General features: G+C 36.8%; 16 protein-coding genes. 13 read left to right on the forward strand and 3 right to left on the reverse strand.

Features of this window, described 5'->3' with window-relative positions:
* Positions 1-293 precede the first annotated feature (293 nt).
* On the forward strand, positions 294-1,409 hold the full coding sequence (locus LACWKB10_RS07450) for a hypothetical protein (protein WP_034980688.1): 1,116 nt from the start codon (positions 294-296) through the stop codon (positions 1,407-1,409).
* A gap of 81 nt (positions 1,410-1,490) precedes the next feature.
* The gene (locus LACWKB10_RS07455) at positions 1,491-2,189 is read left to right on the forward strand and encodes a GntR family transcriptional regulator (RefSeq protein WP_034980690.1); all 699 of its coding nucleotides are present in this window, start codon (positions 1,491-1,493) and stop codon (positions 2,187-2,189) included.
* A 41-nt stretch (positions 2,190-2,230) separates the two neighbouring features.
* On the opposite strand, the gene tagD is transcribed toward LACWKB10_RS07455, so the two are convergent.
* Entirely contained in the window at positions 2,231-2,617 is a 387-nt protein-coding gene (gene tagD / locus LACWKB10_RS07460; RefSeq protein WP_034980692.1) for a glycerol-3-phosphate cytidylyltransferase, read from the reverse strand.
* Between the two features lie 124 nt (positions 2,618-2,741).
* Between tagD and LACWKB10_RS07465 the strand changes: the two genes are divergently transcribed.
* The 10 genes from LACWKB10_RS07465 to trxA all read left to right on the forward strand — a co-directional run bounded on the left by LACWKB10_RS07465 (position 2,742) and on the right by trxA (position 13,733).
* Entirely contained in the window at positions 2,742-3,473 is a 732-nt protein-coding gene (locus LACWKB10_RS07465; RefSeq protein WP_034980693.1) for a WecB/TagA/CpsF family glycosyltransferase, read from the forward strand.
* Between the two features lie 2 nt (positions 3,474-3,475).
* A complete protein-coding gene (locus tag LACWKB10_RS07470; RefSeq protein ID WP_034980695.1) occupies positions 3,476-4,567 on the forward strand; it encodes a glycosyltransferase in 1,092 nt (363 codons plus the stop codon).
* A 76-nt stretch (positions 4,568-4,643) separates the two neighbouring features.
* Positions 4,644-6,122 (forward strand): nicotinate phosphoribosyltransferase, encoded by a 1,479-nt coding sequence (locus LACWKB10_RS07475; protein WP_034980697.1) that lies wholly within the window; start codon positions 4,644-4,646, stop codon positions 6,120-6,122.
* Positions 6,119-6,949, forward strand: coding sequence for an ammonia-dependent NAD(+) synthetase (gene nadE, locus LACWKB10_RS07480; protein WP_034980699.1), 831 nt, complete (start codon positions 6,119-6,121; stop codon positions 6,947-6,949). Before LACWKB10_RS07475 ends, nadE begins: the two co-directional genes overlap by 4 nt.
* Before the next feature lie 294 nt (positions 6,950-7,243).
* Complete coding sequence (gene alaS / locus LACWKB10_RS07485) at positions 7,244-9,883, forward strand: alanine--tRNA ligase (protein WP_034980702.1); 2,640 nt, start codon at positions 7,244-7,246, stop codon at positions 9,881-9,883.
* 52 nt (positions 9,884-9,935) lie between these two features.
* Positions 9,936-10,193 (forward strand): IreB family regulatory phosphoprotein, encoded by a 258-nt coding sequence (locus LACWKB10_RS07490; protein WP_034980704.1) that lies wholly within the window; start codon positions 9,936-9,938, stop codon positions 10,191-10,193.
* A complete protein-coding gene (gene ruvX, locus LACWKB10_RS07495; RefSeq protein WP_034980707.1) occupies positions 10,193-10,621 on the forward strand; it encodes a Holliday junction resolvase RuvX in 429 nt (142 codons plus the stop codon). Before LACWKB10_RS07490 ends, ruvX begins: the two co-directional genes overlap by 1 nt.
* A gap of 1 nt (position 10,622) precedes the next feature.
* A complete protein-coding gene (locus tag LACWKB10_RS07500; protein ID WP_034980709.1) occupies positions 10,623-10,928 on the forward strand; it encodes a DUF1292 domain-containing protein in 306 nt (101 codons plus the stop codon).
* A 53-nt stretch (positions 10,929-10,981) separates the two neighbouring features.
* Positions 10,982-13,336, forward strand: coding sequence for an endonuclease MutS2 (locus LACWKB10_RS07505; RefSeq protein ID WP_034980711.1), 2,355 nt, complete (start codon positions 10,982-10,984; stop codon positions 13,334-13,336).
* A gap of 85 nt (positions 13,337-13,421) precedes the next feature.
* A complete protein-coding gene (trxA, locus tag LACWKB10_RS07510) occupies positions 13,422-13,733 on the forward strand; it encodes a thioredoxin (RefSeq protein ID WP_034980713.1) in 312 nt (103 codons plus the stop codon).
* A 27-nt stretch (positions 13,734-13,760) separates the two neighbouring features.
* Here trxA and mscL read toward each other — a convergent pair whose 3' ends face one another.
* A complete protein-coding gene (gene mscL, locus LACWKB10_RS07515) occupies positions 13,761-14,132 on the reverse strand; it encodes a large-conductance mechanosensitive channel protein MscL (RefSeq protein ID WP_034980715.1) in 372 nt (123 codons plus the stop codon).
* 72 nt (positions 14,133-14,204) lie between these two features.
* Positions 14,205-14,612: a YslB family protein gene (locus LACWKB10_RS07520; RefSeq protein WP_152560576.1), complete on the reverse strand. Its 408-nt coding sequence runs from the start codon at positions 14,610-14,612 to the stop codon at positions 14,205-14,207.
* Between the two features lie 81 nt (positions 14,613-14,693).
* Here LACWKB10_RS07520 and murI point away from each other — a divergent pair, with 81 nt between their 5' ends.
* The gene (gene murI, locus LACWKB10_RS07525; protein WP_034980719.1) at positions 14,694-15,482 is read left to right on the forward strand and encodes a glutamate racemase; all 789 of its coding nucleotides are present in this window, start codon (positions 14,694-14,696) and stop codon (positions 15,480-15,482) included.
* Positions 15,483-15,495: the final 13 nt, after the last annotated feature.

Here is a 15,495-nt window from a genome sequence, read left to right on the forward strand (position 1 = left end):
ATTTATAAAAAATCGTATATATTTAGAGTAAATAAATATTATTAAAATGATTTCACCTTAATAATACTATATATAAATACATATATATAGCTAAGATAAAGTCATTGGAAACTTTTGACTGAGATAGCTTGAAACTTTTTTAATAATTTGTGTTATTTAAAATGTGCTTTTGCTTCTTTATGATTTGTTATAAATTTCTTTAGAGTGTAGTAAATTCAGTTGCTAAAGTTTGCCTATTTTCGGGTCATTAATAGTACAATAAAGAAGCTAACTTTGATTAAGAAGGGAAATATATGTCAAGACTTGTTCGAGTTGGGGCCGGAGGTAAAGAAATTAGCTGGCATAATGCCTTAAATGATTTGCGTGCTGATGATGTATTGCTTTTGGAACCAGGATTTTATGAAATACCTGCGGGAATTTTTTTATCTGATATCACTATTAAAGGAACTGGCAATCTTCCTGAAGACACAGCAATACTTGGTTATCTGAATGTAGATGCCGGCAGTCAATTTGTTAATTTAGAAAATTTGTGTGTTAATACTGTAAATGATGCCAACAGCTTGTTTATACCTGCTGAAGCTAATACTTTTTTGTCGTTACGCAACTGTATTGTCAAAGGCTTTGGTGGTGATACGGCTACAATAGCTGCTAACGGTAAAGTGACACTGGAGTTATTTTCGACAGTAATTATGAATGGCTCTGTTTCTTTATTTGCTGATTCCAATTTTCGCTTGGAAATGAATGATTCGACTATCAAGAATGTTGTTCAAGATATTGGAGCTTTGGCACTGGAAGGCCATGGCACTGCTATTATCAATAATTCTCGTATCCATGGCAGTATTGATACTTTTAAAAAATCAAATGTTGAATTAGATATAAATAACACCGTTGTTTCCTCACTTCTTATTCAGGGACAGGCTTGGGTAAACATGCTTAACAGCAAGCTTTTGTCACAAGAGGATACTGGAATGTTTATAACCGATGAGACTTGGATTAATATCATTGGCAGTGAGTTTAAAGGTGGCTTTTACTGCGAGAAAAACCCACATATCATAATCCAGAACAGCAGAATAAACCGCTTAATTGCTACAGGTGAAGCGAAGATCACACTTAACAATTCTGTTATTGCCAATCATGCTGATTTTCAGAATGAGGTTGAGTGCAATTCAAGACGTGTAACGTTCAATGGTGGCAATGAGTATGAGTATTTCTTAGCTCTAAGCGATCAGGCTCAGTTTGAAGGACATGATCTTATCTTTAATTCTAATGGTGCAAATCTGGCTGTGGAAAATCAGGCACACTTGCATGCCAGCGTGATTGCTACAAGTGATGATTCAATAACGGTAGAATGTGGGCAAAATGCTGAATTTCGCTTATGGGGTATGAAGTGGACCACTAAAAAGAATTAAGTTGATTATTTTTAATTTGTAAGGTATCATGCAGAGTAGACCAATTTGAATTATAATAAGATGTGTAATGGGGGTGCATTCATGGAAGAACCAATGTACATCAAGATTCATAATCAAATTAAACGTGAAATAGAAAATCATAATTACAAAGTTGGGAGTAAAATTCCAGCCGAAAGGCAGTTAGCCCAAAAATTTGGTGTTTCTCGCATGACGTTGCGACAGGCAATTAAAACTTTGGAAGATGAAGGTATTTTAGAGCAGCGTGTTGGTAGCGGTACATATGTTGCTAACCAAAAAGTGCAGGAAAAAATGTCGGGAATCATGTCCTTTACCGATATTACGCATGCAAATGGTCAAACACCCTCTAGTAAGTTGATTTCTTATCGTTTTGGCAAACCCTCTTTATCAGAGATGGAACGACTGGATTTGGATGATACACAAGAAGTTTTGCGAATGGAACGTATTCGTTATGCAGATGATGTTCCAATTTGCTATGAAGTCGTATCTATTCCGCATAGTTTGATTTTAAATATGTCAAAAGCCGATATTTCTTCACATTTATATCAAACTTTAGAAAAAAGTGGTTATACAATAGGACGTGTAACCGAATATATTTCTGCAGCTGTAGCAAACGAAAATGCAGCTAGATTGCTTGATGCAAAAAAAGGTGAAGCGTTAATTACTCGTTTGCAAGTAACAGAGCTTTCTAATGGCGTACCTTTTGAGTACACTAGAGCTAGCTATGTTGCAGATCGTTTTGAATTTACTTTTGCGAAATAAAAACTCTGAATTAACTTTGTTAGTTAGTTCAGAGTTCTTTTTTATTTTAAATCATCTTTAATTTTAGTAGTGGAAATTCCTGGAGTGCGAGGCAAATAGACTACATTGCAGTATGGTTTTAAAAAATCAAATTTACCACTCCAGTCATTACCCATTACAAAGGTATCAATATCATATTTTTGGATATCACTTGTCTTTTGCTCCCAATCTTTTTCGGGAATAACCTGGTCCACGTAACGAATAGCTTCAAGAATATATTTTCTTTCAGCATAGCTATTATACGATTCCTTGTGTTTTTGGAGTTGATTGAACTCATCGGTAGATAATCCCACAATAAGATAGTCCCCTAATTCACGGGCGCGTTTCAGCAAGCGGACGTGACCATAATGCAGTAAATCAAATGTACCATAAGTAATTATTTTTTTCATAGTTCCAGTACTCCTATCAATTTGACGAGTTAATAGTATCATATTTATAGAAAAGGTAAAGCGTATCCTCAATTCGATATTATTTTGATAAAATAAAGTAAATTGAGGATTAGGAGATATAGTTATGACTAAAGTAAATGTTTTAGGAGTTAGTTTCGATAATAAAAGTTTTAACCAGTTTCAAAATGAATTCGTTGGTAGAATCAATGCACATCAGTCAACCTTTATAGTTACTGCCAATCCTGAAATTGTTATGTCAGCTAATGAAAATCCTGAATTTATGAAGATTTTAACTTATGATGCTGACTATATCACCGCTGATGGCATTGGAATTGTAAAAGCAAGTCACATATTAGGAGAGCCGCTTAAAGAAAGGGTAACAGGTTATGATCTGTTTTCTTGGTTAATGAAGTTGGCAAATGATCGCAGCTTAAGAGTATATCTTATCGGGGCTCGACCAGAGGTAATTCATGCTATTCAAGGAAAAATTGCCAGGGACTATTCTGATATTCAGTTGGTAGGAGCTGAGGACGGCTATTTTAAGGAGGATTTGGAACTTGTTGCCTACCAGATAGAACGTACAGAACCTGACCTGGTTTTTGCTGCCCTGGGTTCTCCTCGTCAAGAACAGCTCTTGTCTGTTTTGCGGAGAAATCTGCTACCTGCGCTTATGATGGGAGTGGGAGGCAGCTTTGATGTCTTTTCAGGCAAAGTCAAACGAGCTCCTCAAATTTGGCAGACTGTTCATTTAGAGTGGTTTTATCGTCTTCTTAAAAATCCTTCTCGGTTAAAGCGAATGATGGTTTTACCACATTTTGTTCACGAAGTTTACCAGTCGAAAAAAGGAAAAGAATAATTATGAAAGTTTTGTACGTTAATGCTGGACTCGAAAATGGCGGCGGTCTGACCCACATCATTAATTTGCTAAAAGAAGCTAAAAATGAACAACGAAGTTTTACTTTATTATGTTTAGCCGACGGTCCGGTTGCTCAAGCTGCTCGCACGGCAAAGCTGGATGTACAAGTTTTAGGGATAAAAAGTCGTTATGATTTAGGTGGCTTGAATAAGCTGGCTGATTTCATTAATCATGGAAACTTTAATATAGTTCATACTCACGGGCCTAGGGCGAATTTATTCATGTCTTTAATTAGGCGAAAAATTACGGCTAAATGGTGCATAACTATTCATTCCAACCCCTATCTTGATTTTGCTGATCGTGGGTTAAAGGGCAAAATATTTACCAAAGCCAATTTGCATGCAATTAGCAAAGCAGATTGCATTTTTGCTGTCACCAAAAAGTTTGCTGACTTAGTAGTCAAAAAGATAAAAATTAAGGAAGAAAAAGTTCATGTGATATATAATGGCACTTTTTTTCATGAAGACAGCCAGATTCCTGCAAAATATGAGCATCCAAATTTCAATATAGTAAATGTTGCCAGGGCCGAAAAAGTTAAGGGTCAGGCGCTGCTACTTCAAGCATTAAAAAAACTAAATAATGCCAATGTTCATTTATTTATTGTTGGGGACGGTACTGAATTAAACTCTTTAAAAAATTTGGCACAAAAATTAAAATTGAGTCCACAAGTAACTTTTCAAGGGTTTATGACGCATAAACAATTAAAGAATTTATATCGGCGTATGGACCTAGCAGTTTTAACTTCATATTCAGAAAGTTTTCCCTTAGTCCTACTGGAAGCAAGTGACAATCTTTTGCCACTGCTGTCGACTGCTGTAGGTGATATTACGGTAATGATACCAAGTCAAAAGTATGGTTTTGTAGCCAATATAGGTGATATAGATTCGATTTGCACTCAGTTAAGGCGAGCTATAGAAACGCCTAAAGATCAGCTTAAGGAAATGGCTCAGCGAGAAAAAAGTTATGTTGAACGAAATTTTTCATTAAAGAAGCAGTTGAAAAGTATTTTGCAGGTGTATAGCAAGATCGAATAGATTGGCAAGATTGTTAAAAAATCCACAAATGTTTATAATAAGACAAAAAATATTAGTGGATTAATAAGAGGACAGAATGTTTTATCAAGAATTGGATAAAGATGATTCGTTAACCCTTCATACAGATTTGTATGAAATTAACATGATGTATACCTATTTTAAAAAAGGAATTTCAGAACGCAATGCGGTCTTTGAGGTTTACTATCGCAAAGAACCATTTGGCAATGGCTATTCTGTTTATGCAGGATTAGAACACGTAATTTTATACTTGCAAAACTTAAAATTTAAAGAAAGTGATTTGAAGTATTTAAAAGAAGAAATTGGCTATGATGATGATTTTATTGATTATCTGCGCCAATTGAAAATGGAACTTACGGTAAGGTCGATGCCCGAAGGAGAAATAGCTTTTGCCAATGAACCTTTGCTGCAAGTTGAAGGACCATTAGCTCAATGTCAATTAGTTGAGACTGCCATTTTAAATATTATTAATTATCAAACCTTATTAGCGACTAAAGCAGCTCGTGTCAAACTAGCCGTGCAAGGTGACGGTGTTATGGAATTTGGTACTAGACGTGCACAGGAAGCAGATGCTGCAATTTGGGGTACTCGTGCAGCTTATATCGGTGGTTTTGACTCAACAAGCAATGTTCGTGCAGGTAAGTTGTTTGGGATTCCTGTTTCTGGTACTCATGCTCATTCATTGGTAGAGGCATTTGGCAGTGAATATGAAGCATTCAAAGCGTATGCAGAAACGCATAAGGACTGCGTTTTTCTTGTAGATACATATGATACCGTCAGAAGTGGCGTACCAAATGCTATCCGTGTTGCCAATGAAATGGGAGATAAGATAAACTTTCAAGGCGTGCGAATTGATTCTGGTGACATGGCTTATATTTCTAAGCAGGTTCGTCGCGAGCTGGATAATGCCGGTTATACCAGTGCCAAAATTTTTGCTTCAAATGATTTGGAAGAGACCACGATTACAAGTTTGAAAATGCAAGGTGCCAAAATTGATGTGTGGGGTATTGGCACTAAATATATTACTGCTTATGACCAGCCTGCTTTAGGAGCAGTTTATAAGTTAGTCTCAATTGAAGATGATCAGCACCATATGCGTGATACTTTAAAAATTTCTTCGAATGTGGAAAAAGTCTCAACTCCAGGTAAAAAGCAGGTTTGGCGTATTTCAGCCAATACTGAAAAGAAAAATGAAGGTGACTGGATTGCACGGGCTGGTGTGGATCCGCGAAAATTTGATTCACTTTACATGTTTCATCCCCAGTATACTTATATCAATAAAGTGGTAACGGATTATACTGCTGAGCCGCTTTTAAAAGATATTTTTGTAAATGGCCAATTGAAATATCAGAAGCCTAAATTAACAGATATCAAAAACTTTTGTGCAGCTAACTTAGATGGTCTTTGGGATGAATATAAACGAAGTTTGAACCCTCAAGAATACCCTGTTGATCTTTCTAAAGATTTGTATGACAGTAAAATGAATATTATTCAGAATATTCTTGCAAGTATTAATAAAGGAGATACTGAACATTGAGGCCATTGCAAGAACAAATTATAAAATATGAACATGTTTTACCCCAAATTGATCCTCAAAAAGAAATTCGACGCTCAGTTAATTTTTTGAAGGATTATCTTAAAGAAAATACATTTTTAAAATCATATGTGCTGGGTATTTCAGGGGGTCAGGATTCTACGTTGGCAGGAAAACTGTGCCAAATGGCAATTTCCGAAATGCGTGATGAAACGGGCGATAGTTCATATCAATTTATTGCAGTTCGTTTACCTTATGGCGTTCAAACAGATGCTCAAGATGCAGCTGATGCTGTGGCATTTCAAAAACCCGATCAGGATTTAATAGTCAATATTAAACCTGCTGTTGATGCTTTGGTAGCCAGTTTGAATGAAGCTGGACAGCAGATCACAGATTTTAACAAGGGTAATATTAAGGCTCGTGAACGTATGGTTGTACAGTACGCTATTGCTGGTGCTCACAATGGTGCGGTAGTTGGTACAGATCATGCGGCTGAAAATTTTAGCGGTTTTTATACTAAATATGGCGATGGTGCAGCAGACCTGACACCGCTTTTCCGTTTAGATAAACGGCAAGGCAAGCAGATGCTTAAATTTTTAAATTGTCCAGAGCACTTGTACCAAAAAGCGCCAACGGCAGATTTGGAAGAAAATAAGCCAGGCTTACCGGATGAAACTGCACTGGGAGTTAGCTACAAGGATGTAGATGACTACCTAGAAGGTCGTACTGTATCTGAACTGGCTGCAGAGAAGATTGAGTCGCTCTGGCGTAAAAGTGAACATAAGAGACATTTGCCTGTAACAGTTTTTGATGATTTTTATCGCAGGTAGATTTGAAAGCAGAATACTTTAAGGCATTCAAATTTAGCTGCACGTTGACAAAAACTGTGCAAGTAGTACAATTACTGATAACTTAAGATATGTTTTTTAAGATTAGCAGTTCAAAGAGAGAATCGCATGGTGAAAATGATTTACTGCTATTTAAAAAATGCTCCTTATGGTTTAACAAATAAAATTAATTAAGAGGTAACAAGCACTGTTGCAATTAAGGTGGTACCGCGTTTAAAGGCGTCCTTAAGATAAGCAATAGTGTTTTTATTTTTGCAAAAAAGGGAGATATATTTGATGAAGAAACTGACAAGTTCACAATTTAGACAAATGTTTTTGGATTTCTTCAAGCAGCACGGACACATGGTATTGCCCAGTCAATCATTAATCCCACAAGATGACCCAACATTGCTGTGGATAAATTCCGGTGTGGCAACGATGAAGAAATATTTTGACGGTTCTGTAGTCCCTAAAAATCATAGGATTACCAGTTCGCAAAAATCAATTAGAACAAATGATATTGAAAATGTTGGTAAAACGGCCAGACACCAGACTTTTTTTGAAATGCTGGGCAACTTTTCTGTTGGTGATTATTTTAAAAAAGAGGCAATTACTTGGGCCTGGGAATTTTTAACGAGTCCGGACTGGCTTGATTTAGATCAGGAAAAGCTTTATTGCACGGTTTATCCTAAAGATACCGAAGCATACAAAATTTGGTTAGAAGTTGGGATGCCTGAAGATCATATCGTTAAACTGGAAGAAAATTTCTGGGATATTGGCGAAGGTCCTTGTGGTCCTGATTCCGAGATCTTTTATGATCGTGGTCAAGAAAATAACGATGTAGCGGAAGATGATCCAGAAAACTTCCCTGGTGGTGAAAATGCCCGTTATTTGGAAATTTGGAATATCGTCTTTTCACAATATAATCACTTAGCAAATGGCAAGTATGTTGATCAACCGCATAAGAATATTGATACCGGTATGGGCTTAGAGCGCGTTTTGTCTATTTTGCAAGATGCGCCAACTAACTTTGAAACTGATCTCTTTTTGCCGATTATTCATGAAACAGAAAAAATGACTGCTGCTAAAAAATATGGCACAAATAAAGCAGATACCACTGCTTTTAAGATTATTGCAGATCATGTGCGGACTGTCAGTTTTGCTATTGCAGATGGTGCATTGCCATCAAACACAGGGCGCGGCTATGTTTTACGGCGCCTAATTCGGCGTGCCGATTTAAATGGTCAGCGCTTAGGCATTAAGGGAGCTTTTCTTTACAAACTAGTTTCGGTAGTTGGCAAAATTATGGAGAGTCATTATCCGGAAGTTACACAGCAAAAAGATTTCATTGCCAAAGTAATTAAGAACGAGGAAGAAAGGTTCCAATTAACTCTTGAATCGGGATTAACTTTACTTGATGACCTGATTGCAAGTGCACAAAAGTCAGAAGATAAAACAATTACTGGTAAAGATGCATTCAAATTATTTGATACTTATGGTTTTCCTTATGAACTGACTTTTGAAACTGCACAGGATGCAGGTTTAAAGGTTGACCAAAAAGGTTTTGATGCCGAAATGGCAGCTCAAAAAGAACGTGCCCGTAAAGCTCGTGGCAATTTGCAATCGATGAGCGCTCAAGATGAAACTCTGATGAACTTAAAGGATAAGTCAGAATTTGAATATGGCGTTTATGAAGAAAAACACGCAAAATTAGTTGATATTATAGTTGATGATCAGTTAGTTGATAAAGCAGATGGCGATAATGCTGTTTTGATTTTTGATAAGACTCCTTTTTATGGTGAACGTGGTGGCCAGGTAGCCGATCATGGTAATATCTATAATCAGGAAGGAGAACTTGTTGCTCAAGTAACCGATGTGCAACATGCGCCCAATGATCAAAATATGCACTTTGTCGATGTGATTTTACCTCTGACAAAAGGTGAGGAATATACTCTAAAGATCGACAGAGTTCGCCGCGAAGGTCTGCGCCATTCTCATACTGCCACGCACTTATTACATGCAGCTTTGAGAAGCGTACTTGGTGAACATACTCATCAAGCAGGCAGTTTGGTTGACCCTGATTATTTACGTTTTGACTTTACTGCGCTTGAGCCAATGACCGAAAAGGAACTTAAATCAGTTGAGAACCTGGTAAACCAAAAAATCTGGGCGGCAATTGATGTCAAAACTACTATTACTGACCCTGATACTGGTAGAAAGATGGGTGCTCTAGCTTTATTTGATGGTAAATACGGTGATAAAGTCCGGGTTGTCCAAATAGCAGATTTTTCTATTGAATTCTGTGGTGGTACTCATTGTGCCAATACTAACCAAATAGGTATTTTTAAGATTATTTCTGAATCTGCTATTGGTGCAGGTATGAGAAGAATTGAAGCAGTAGTTTCCAAGAAAGCTTATGAGTACTTGGCCAGCAGATCAGAATTGTTAGATGAAATCCAGGCAGAAGTAAAATCAACTAAACCAGAAGATATTATCGATAAGGTTGATTCACTTGAAAAAGACCTGCATGACAGTCAAAAGCAGGTTGAAGACTTGAACTTGCAAATCAATCAAAATAAGGCCAACTCTATTTTTGATAATGTAGAGCAAGCAGGTGATCTATCAGTTATTGCACAAAAAGTTGATGTTAACGGGATGAATGATTTGCGTGAATTTGCTGATACTTGGAAGAGTGGCAAAAAGTCAGATGTGCTGGTTTTGGCTACCGCTAATGACGGCAAGGCAAATATGATCATTAGTTTAGGTGATAAAGCCTTAGCAAAAGGCCTTAAAGCAGGTGATTTAATTAAGCAAGCTGCTCCAATCTTTGGCGGAGGCGGAGGCGGTCGACCAGATATGGCTCAAGCCGGAGGTAAAAAACCTGAAGGCCTTGAAAAGGCTATTCAGACAGTGATCACAGCGATTTCAAAAAATTAATTGATTGAGTTTATACTGTTTTTCAAGTAAAATTGTGCTAGGAGGAATGATTATGAGTTCGCTAGATAAGACAATGCACTTTGACTTTAATGAAAATAAAGGCAAAAACGTTCATGACACTCTGCAAGATGTTTATAATGCTCTGGAAGAGAAGGGCTATAATCCAGTTAATCAGATTGTCGGGTATTTATTGTCTGGCGATCCAGCTTATATTCCACGGCATAATGATGCTCGTAAATTAATTTTAAAACACGAACGTGATGAAATTATTGAAGAGCTTGTCAAAAATTATCTTGGAAAAGATAAATAATGCGATTAGTTGGTTTAGATGTTGGATCAAAGACAGTAGGCGTTGCAGTTAGTGATGAATTAGGCATTACTGCGCAAATGCTTGAAACTATCCCTATTGATGAAACGCGTTATAATTTTGGTATGCGTGCAATTAAAAAGATTGTGCGACAATATGAACCAGCGGGTTTTGTTTTAGGTTTGCCCAAAAATATGGATGGATCTTCTGGCGTTGCGGTTGCGCGAAGTAAGGCATACGGTGAAAGGCTTGAAAAGAAGTTTGGTTTGCCAGTGCATTATTCTGATGAGAGACTAACTACAGTTGAATCTGAACGTGTTTTAGTTGAAGAAGCAGATATGCACAACCGCCATCAACGTAAAAAAGTGATTGACCAAATGGCCGCTGTCTTGATTTTACAAAATTATTTGGATCTAAACCGAAAGGATTAATATGACACAAGAAGTTAACGGTGATGACCGTCAAATTACCTTGATTGATGATCAAGGCAACGAAGAATTATATGAAATTTTATTTACATTTCATTCTGATGATTATGATAAATCATATGTTCTGCTTTATCCGGCAGCTGCCAGTGATGATGAGGAAATTGAAGTTTTGGCTTTTAGTTATGACTCCGATTCCGAAGGTGATGTCACTAGCAGTGATTTACACGAGATTGAAGCAGATGATGAATGGAATATGGTTCAAGGAGTTTTGAACACATTTTTGGACGATGACCGATTAAGTGGTGAATAAAAGAGACTGGCTGGGCCAGCCTTTTTTATTCAAGATTAATAATTTAGAAACTAATGAATGATAAGATATTAGAAACTTTAGAATTTGCAAAAATTACTGAACAACTGCAACAAATGGCGATTACTACACCAGCTAAAATGGCAGCTTTTAATCTTGTACCAAGTAATGACTTTGCTCAAGTAGAACTTGCACTGAAGCAGACTTTGGCGGGTGCTGATATTTTGCGGATCAAGGGACAACTGCCTTTAACGGATTTTGTTGATGTTGGACCGAGTATTAAGCGCTTGCGGATCAAAGCTAATTTGAATGCAAAGGAATTAGGCAACTTATTGCTGGTTTTAGAACTTGCTAATGAAATCAATGACTTTTTTAGTGAAGATGATAAAGAAAAACTGAATTTAGCAGCAATAGACTCCATTTTGGCAAAACTAGATGTGCCTCAATCACTGTTCAAGCAGCTTAGTCGTTCGCTGGATTTTGACGGGGAAGTTCTTGATACTGCATCTGCTGAATTATCCCATTTACGTCACGAAATCAAAAATAATGATACAGAAATTAAAGATAAAATGGACAGCTACACAAAAGGAAATAGTAGCAAGTACTTATCCGAACAGATCGTGACTATTCGTGATGACCGTTATGTTATTCCGGTTAAACAAGAGTATCGTAATAAATTTGGTGGTGTCGTTCACGATCAGAGTGCTAGTGGTCAAACTTTATTTATTGAACCAAGTGCAGTTTTAAATCTTAACAATCGTCAGCAAAATCTTTTGGCGCAAGAAAAAAGGGAGATTAGCCGGATTTTACGTAATCTGTCAGATTTAGTACGTCCCGAAGCTGACAGCATTGATACGATTGCAAGTTCCTTGGTTGAACTTGATTTTATCCAAGCAAAAGCAAAGCTGGCTCATGTCATGAAAGCTACCGAACCAAAGTTGACTCATAACCAGTCATTACTATTTTTGCAGGCACGACATCCTTTAATTGACCCTAAAAAAGTCGTTGCCAACGACATACGACTTGGTGAAGATTACGATACTATATTAATTACTGGCCCCAACACTGGTGGGAAAACCATTACATTAAAAACAGTAGGGATATTGCAGCTAATGGTGCAATCAGGTCTGTTTATTCCAGTTGCAGAGGGAAGCAAAGCAGGTGTGTTCAAAGACATTTGTGCTGATATTGGAGATGAACAATCTATTGAGCAATCGCTTAGTACTTTCTCCTCACATATTAACGGTATTGTTAAAATAATGAAAAGCGTCAATGCTGAAACTCTTGTTTTGATTGATGAAATTGGAGCTGGGACTGACCCAGAAGAAGGAGCAAGTCTTGCAATCAGTATTTTGGATTTCTTACGTCAAAAGAAGGCCAAAATAATCGTCACAACACACTACCCAGAACTAAAACTTTATGGTTATAATCGGGAAAGAACGACTAACGCTTCAATGGAGTTTGATCTAAAAACACTGTCTCCAACCTATCGTTTACAGATCGGTATTCCAGGTCACAGTAACGCCTTTGCTATTGCCCGCAGGCTGGGGATGCGTGAGGATGTGGTTAAAAAAGCTCAGGGATTAATGAGTGATGAAAATGTTGATATTAACCAAATGATTACTGAGTTGACAAAACAAACCAAAGCTGCTTCGGATGCTCGCAGTCATTTAACAACTAGTCTTGACCGGGCTAAAAAACTTGAAATAAAATTGCAACAGGCTTTGGATTGGTATAATCAGCGTGTGCAAAGGCAACTGGAATTTGCACAAGAAAGAGCTAATGAAGTAGTCACAAAAAGTCGTAAAAAGGCTGATAAAATCATCGAGCAGCTTGAACAGCAAAAGGGCAAAGTTAAACAAAATGAAATTATTGCTGCTAAAGGTGAATTTAATCAGCTTGAACGACAAAATGAAAATTTGGCTCATAATCGCGTTTTGCAACGCGAAAAGAGACGTCACCATGTCAATGTAGGTGATAAGGTAAAAGTACTGTCTTACGGACAAACTGGCACTATTACCAAAAAATTATCCGAACATGAATATGAAGTCCAAATGGGTATCATTAAAGTAAAAGTTAGTGATCGAGACATAGAAAAAATCGGATCACAAAAAGAATTAAAATCTACTAAGCAAGTTCGCGCTATTAGTGCAAGCAGGCGGAGCAATGTGAGAAGTGAGCTTGACTTGCGCGGTCAGCGTTATGATGAAGCGATGACTAATCTCGATCGCTATATAGATTCTGTTCTGCTGGCAGGACTTGATGTTGTCACGATTATTCATGGAATTGGCACTGGCGCAATTAGAAAAGGAGTTTGGAAGTACCTAAAATCAAGCAAGCATGTGAAAAGTTTTAACTACGCTCCGGCAAATGAGGGTGGCAACGGAGCTACTATCGTGCATTTGCAATAAACTGATTTACTTGTAAAAAGTAAGTCTGCTTGCTATAATGAAAATATCAATAGATAACTATTTTTTCCTTAAAGGAGGTTTTTTCATGGTTGATGAGCTTACAGATCAAAACTTTGAAGAAGAAACAAAAGATGGCGTCGTTTTAACAGACTTTTGGGCAACCTGGTGTGGACCTTGTAAAATGCAATCACCAGTAGTTGATGAACTGGCGGAAGAGAGGCAAGACGTTAAATTTACTAAGATGGATGTTGATCAAAATAAAGAAGTACCTAGTTCCTTAGGAGTAATGGCAATTCCAACTTTATTAATTAAAAAGAATGGTGAAATTGTTGATCGTATTACCGGTTATACTCCAAAAGCAAAACTTAGTCAGATTTTGGATCAATATACAAAATAAAAAATTCCTGCATTTGCAGGAATTTTTTTAATTGCTCTTTTCTTTTAATAAATCACGTATTTCCTTGAGATAGTCTTCAGCAGATGGACCAGCAGGTTGCTGCTTCTCATTATGTTTCATTACTTTATTGACAGCTTTAACTAGTAAGAAGACTATGAAAGCGATGATTAGAAAGTTAATTACAGTATTGATAAATTCACCGTATTTAAATGTGGCACCACCAGCTTTAAATACAAGATTAGACAAATCAATTTTACCGATGAACAAACCTATAAGCGGGTTAATTAAATTGTTTACCAGAGAATTAACAATGTTGGTAAAAGCCCCACCAATAATTACACCTACAGCCAGATCAATGACATTACCACGTTGAATAAATTCTTTAAATTCTTTTAGCATTTTATTTCCTCCATTCTTACTTTAATCATATTGCAAAAATGGTAAAAAACTAAATTATTTGTTTCTGGAAGTTTAATCAAACTTAGCAATTAATTTAACTTCTTTTTTCCGTTCATCAACTTTGATTTCGCACTCCGTTGTGCGACCTGTTTCCTTTTCAACTGCTTCTGCAATAATGCCAGCTTCAAGAGAAAATTCTCGACTGCCACTATTAATTCGATCAGTTACATTTTGTCCCTTGAGCTTAAATATTTCTTCGCTGTGATGGCTTCTTGTTTTTTCTAAGTTGCCAAATTCAGTGGTTGCAAAGAAACTAACCACATCTTCAAATGATAACAGATCGTATTTACGAGCAATTCGCTTGCCACCCCAATAAAGAATCGCTTCATTGTCTTCGCCTAAAATCGTCGGCAGTAGGAAATCACGATAAAGTTGATTCACAAAATAAACATGTTCGTGTTGCTGGTTATTGTTTTGCATACAGAAATTCATCCCTTTTATTTTCTTATATTTTACCGTAAAATTGATTGAAGTATAAATTATTTAGGGGAGACTTTTATAATGGATAATCGACCAATTGGTTTGCTAGATTCTGGAGTTGGTGGATTGACAGTAGTCAAAAAGATCGTTGCTAAGATGCCACATGAAGCAACCGTTTTTATTGGTGATAATGCTCATATTCCTTATGGTGATAAGTCTAAAGCGGAAATTATTGCGCTTACTAAGCAGAGTGTTAACTTTTTGCTGAGCAAAAACGTCAAGTTGATCATTTTTGCTTGTAACACAGCCACGGCAGTGGCTATGAGAGCTATTCAAAAAGAAATTGAACCGCAAATTATAGGTGTGGTTCAGTCAGGAGCCGTTGCAGCAGTAAATGCAACAAAAAATAAAAATGTTGCAGTAGTGGCTACCAAGATGACTGTCGGCTTACATGCATATCGAGCGGAAATTCAGGCACGTGATCCCCAAATAACGGTGAACGAACTAGCTACCCCACAAATTGTACCTCTAATTGAAGCCAATGCGGGACATCAAGCTTATGTTTCTGCTCTTAAAAAGATTTTATTGCCAATAAATGATTTAAATATTGATACTCTAGTCTTAGGATGTACTCATTATCCAATTATCCGCAATGAATTTGCCCAATGCCTGAAACCTGATATACAAATAATAGATCCGGCAGATCAAGTTGCGAACTATACATATAATGTTATGAAAAATAATCAGATGTTTACTTCTAGTTCAGCTAAAGGAAAGCATGAATACTATACTACAGGTGATGTCAAAATGTTTGATGAACTTGGTAAAACAGTATTGCAGGATGAAAATTTTAACGGACACCATCTTTAATAAAGGAGAAGAA

The sequence above is a fragment of the Lactobacillus sp. wkB10 genome (assembly GCF_000760615.1).
GTDB classification, from domain to species: domain Bacteria; phylum Bacillota; class Bacilli; order Lactobacillales; family Lactobacillaceae; genus Lactobacillus; species Lactobacillus huangpiensis.

Bases quoted from the DNA above. Each gene is read 5' to 3' on its own strand.
- LACWKB10_RS07450 (WP_034980688.1), top strand. From the start codon at position 294: ATGTCAAGACTTGTTCGAGTTGGGGCCGGAGGTAAAGAAATTAGCTGG.
- LACWKB10_RS07455 (WP_034980690.1), top strand. From the start codon at position 1,491: ATGGAAGAACCAATGTACATCAAGATTCATAATCAAATTAAACGTGAA.
- tagD (WP_034980692.1), bottom strand. From the start codon at position 2,617: ATGAAAAAAATAATTACTTATGGTACATTTGATTTACTGCATTATGGT.
- LACWKB10_RS07465 (WP_034980693.1), top strand. From the start codon at position 2,742: ATGACTAAAGTAAATGTTTTAGGAGTTAGTTTCGATAATAAAAGTTTT.
- LACWKB10_RS07470 (WP_034980695.1), top strand. From the start codon at position 3,476: ATGAAAGTTTTGTACGTTAATGCTGGACTCGAAAATGGCGGCGGTCTG.
- LACWKB10_RS07475 (WP_034980697.1), top strand. From the start codon at position 4,644: ATGTTTTATCAAGAATTGGATAAAGATGATTCGTTAACCCTTCATACA.
- alaS (WP_034980702.1), top strand. From the start codon at position 7,244: ATGAAGAAACTGACAAGTTCACAATTTAGACAAATGTTTTTGGATTTC.
- LACWKB10_RS07490 (WP_034980704.1), top strand. From the start codon at position 9,936: ATGAGTTCGCTAGATAAGACAATGCACTTTGACTTTAATGAAAATAAA.
- ruvX (WP_034980707.1), top strand. From the start codon at position 10,193: ATGCGATTAGTTGGTTTAGATGTTGGATCAAAGACAGTAGGCGTTGCA.
- LACWKB10_RS07500 (WP_034980709.1), top strand. From the start codon at position 10,623: ATGACACAAGAAGTTAACGGTGATGACCGTCAAATTACCTTGATTGAT.
- LACWKB10_RS07505 (WP_034980711.1), top strand. From the start codon at position 10,982: ATGAATGATAAGATATTAGAAACTTTAGAATTTGCAAAAATTACTGAA.
- trxA (WP_034980713.1), top strand. From the start codon at position 13,422: ATGGTTGATGAGCTTACAGATCAAAACTTTGAAGAAGAAACAAAAGAT.
- mscL (WP_034980715.1), bottom strand. From the start codon at position 14,132: ATGCTAAAAGAATTTAAAGAATTTATTCAACGTGGTAATGTCATTGAT.
- LACWKB10_RS07520 (WP_152560576.1), bottom strand. From the start codon at position 14,612: ATGCAAAACAATAACCAGCAACACGAACATGTTTATTTTGTGAATCAA.
- murI (WP_034980719.1), top strand. From the start codon at position 14,694: ATGGATAATCGACCAATTGGTTTGCTAGATTCTGGAGTTGGTGGATTG.